Annotated in this window: 5 protein-coding genes; 4 read left to right on the forward strand and 1 reads right to left on the reverse strand. The window is 47.5% G+C overall.

Features of this window, described 5'->3' with window-relative positions; all coding sequences use genetic code 11:
* Positions 1–59 precede the first annotated feature (59 nt).
* Genes psbE through PX481_RS09130 form a run of 4 tightly spaced genes read left to right on the forward strand, consistent with a single transcriptional unit; the run spans position 60 to position 757 of the window.
* Entirely contained in the window at positions 60–305 is a 246-nt protein-coding gene (psbE, locus tag PX481_RS09115) for a cytochrome b559 subunit alpha (protein ID WP_002749269.1), read from the forward strand.
* 25 nt (positions 306–330) lie between these two features.
* Positions 331–465, forward strand: a complete 135-nt coding sequence (psbF, locus tag PX481_RS09120; RefSeq protein ID WP_002736175.1) for a cytochrome b559 subunit beta — start codon at positions 331–333, stop codon at positions 463–465.
* Positions 466–475: 10 nt separating this feature from the next.
* Positions 476–595: a photosystem II reaction center protein PsbL gene (psbL, locus tag PX481_RS09125; protein ID WP_002735805.1), complete on the forward strand. Its 120-nt coding sequence runs from the start codon at positions 476–478 to the stop codon at positions 593–595.
* A 42-nt stretch (positions 596–637) separates the two neighbouring features.
* Positions 638–757 (forward strand): photosystem II reaction center protein J, encoded by a 120-nt coding sequence (locus PX481_RS09130; RefSeq protein ID WP_002736108.1) that lies wholly within the window; start codon positions 638–640, stop codon positions 755–757.
* A gap of 372 nt (positions 758–1,129) precedes the next feature.
* Here the strand turns inward: PX481_RS09130 and psbB are convergent, their stop codons facing one another.
* Complete coding sequence (psbB, locus tag PX481_RS09135) at positions 1,130–2,656, reverse strand: photosystem II chlorophyll-binding protein CP47 (protein WP_002757651.1); 1,527 nt, start codon at positions 2,654–2,656, stop codon at positions 1,130–1,132.
* Positions 2,657–2,716 lie beyond the last annotated feature (60 nt).

A 2,716-nucleotide genomic window follows, 5' to 3' on the forward strand; every position in this document is an offset into this window, starting at 1 on the left:
AAAGTCTCTATTATAGAGATTGAATTTTTCAAGTCCTATCATTCCGAGGAGAACCGTCCATGTCAGGTAGTACCGGCGAACGTCCTTTTGGCGATATCGTTACCAGTATTCGTTACTGGATTATCCATAGCATCACCATCCCCATGCTGTTTATCGCAGGTTGGTTATTCGTGAGTACCGGTTTAGCTTACGATGTTTTTGGCACTCCCCGTCCCGATGAGTATTACACTCAAGAGCGTCAAGAATTACCGATCATTAATGATCGCTTTGAGGCCAAAAATCAAATCGAGCAGTTTAATCAGTAGTTTACTTTAATTAAGGATAAAAACAATGGCTAGTGGTAATCCCAATCAACCCATTTCTTACCCCATTTTCACCGTTCGCTGGTTGGCAGTTCATACCTTAGCGGTTCCCACTGTCTTCTTTATCGGTGCAATTGCGGCAATGCAGTTTATTCAACGCTAGGAGAACAATTATGGAAAGAACACCTAATCCGAATCGGCAAGCCGTCGAGTTAAATCGTACTTCTCTTTACCTAGGTTTACTCCTAGTTGCTGTCTTGGGAATTTTATTTTCCAGCTATTTCTTTAACTAATTAGTCCCGATTCATTGTCATCGCAATTAGGAGGTGTTATTCATGTTCGCAGAAGGTCGTATTCCTTTGTGGTTAGTCGCCACCATCGCCGGTCTAGGCGTTATCGCTGTGCTTGGTCTTTTCTTCTACGGAGCTTACGCCGGTTTAGGTTCCTCTATGTAATTCCATTACGGGTAATTTCCCCCAGCAAAAAGCCGTTAGTTATAGAAATAACTAGCGGTTTTTTCAGTATTCGGTGAAAAGTAAAGCTCGATCGAACTTTATACTAATACTAAATCCCTTGAGTAACGCACAGAAAAAGGGGAGAATAAATAATCAGTTTTTAATAACCGGATTTAGGATAAATCCGTTTTTAATAGTGTGATTAACTCTCAAGTTATGAATTGTTTCTCCCTGCTCCCCACTCCCTGCTCCCTTCTCCCCACACCCCACACCCCACACCCTGCCCCCACGAAAAACTTTTTCAGCATACCCTAATTAAAAAAAGGAGTCAAAGACTTGACTCCTTTAGTTATAGGGATGATTTAGCTAAAACTAAACTTCTTGTTTACGAGTGCTAAGATCACCCAATTTTTGGAATAAACCGAATTCCACTTGTTCTTCCAGATCCGGATCGACCCCGGCGAATACGTCGCGGTAGATGGTACGAGAACCGTGCCAGATGTGACCGAAGAAGAATAGTAAAGCAAAGACAGCATGACCGAAAGTAAACCAACCTCTCGGAGAAGTGCGGAATACCCCGTCAGACTTCAGGGTTTCGGTGTCAAACTCGAAAGCTTCACCGAGTTGCGCTCTACGGGCAAATTTCTTCACATCAGCAGGATCGCTGAACACCTGACCATCGAGAGAGCCACCGTAGAAAGAAACGGTAACACCACTTTGTTCGATACTCAGTTTCGATTCCGCACGACGGAAAGGAATATCCGCGCGAACGATACCTTCCGAGTCAGTCAGGACAACGGGGAAGGTTTCAAAGAAGTTAGGCATCCGACGCACGCTGAGGACGCGACCTTCGCCATCTTTGAACACGGGGTGTCCTAACCAAGATTTAGCGATACCGTCACCGCTATCCATGGCACCAGTACGGAATAAACCACCTTTAGCGGGGCTATTACCGACATAATCATAGAAAGCCAGTTTTTCGGGGATTGCTTGGTAAGCTTCGGCGATGGTGGCTCCGTTGGCAATGCTGGCCTCGACGCGACGCTCAATTTCTTCTTGGAAATAGCCCTTATCCCATTGGTAACGGGTCGGGCCAAAGAGTTCGATCGGGGTGGTAGCATTACCGTACCACATGGTTCCGGCCACGACGAAAGCGGCAAAGAAAACAGCGGCGATACTGCTAGAAAGCACCGTTTCGATATTACCCATTCTCAGGGCTTTATAGAGTCTTTCGGGGGGACGAACGGTTAAATGGAATAAACCGGCGATAATCCCAACGATACCCGCAGCAATGTGGTGAGCTACCACACCCCCGGGGTTAAAGGGGTTAAAACCAGCCGGTCCCCATTCGGGAGCTACGGGCTGCACATGACCGGTTAAACCGTAGGCATCGGAAACCCACATCCCGGGACCCCAAAGGCCTGTTTGATGGAAAGCACCGAAACCGAAGCAAAGTAAACCGGATAAGAACAGGTGAATACCGAACATTTTCGGTAAATCGAGGGCAGATTCGCCCGTGCGGGGATCGATAAATAATTCTAAATCCCAGAAAACCCAGTGCCAAACCGCCGCTAGGAATAGCAGACCGGATAAGACGATATGAGCGGCGGCAACGCCTTCAAAAGACCAGAAACCGGGGTCAACACCAGTTTCGCCGGTGACGCTCCAGCCACCCCAAGAACCAGTGACACCTAAACGGGCCATGAAGGGCAGCACGAACATTCCTTGCCGCCACATCGGGTTTAATACGGGGTCACTGGGGTCGAAAATAGCAAGCTCATAGAGGGCCATGGAGCCAGCCCAACCCGCTACCAGTGCGGTGTGCATCAGGTGAACGGAAATTAAACGGCCCGGGTCGTTGAGAACGACTGTGTGTACTCGATACCAAGGTAGTCCCATTGACTACGCTCCTCCTATTGACAATTTAGTGTCCACTTAGACGCTTTTTATATTCAGGGT

It is taken from the genome of Microcystis sp. M53603_WE2, assembly GCF_030065435.1.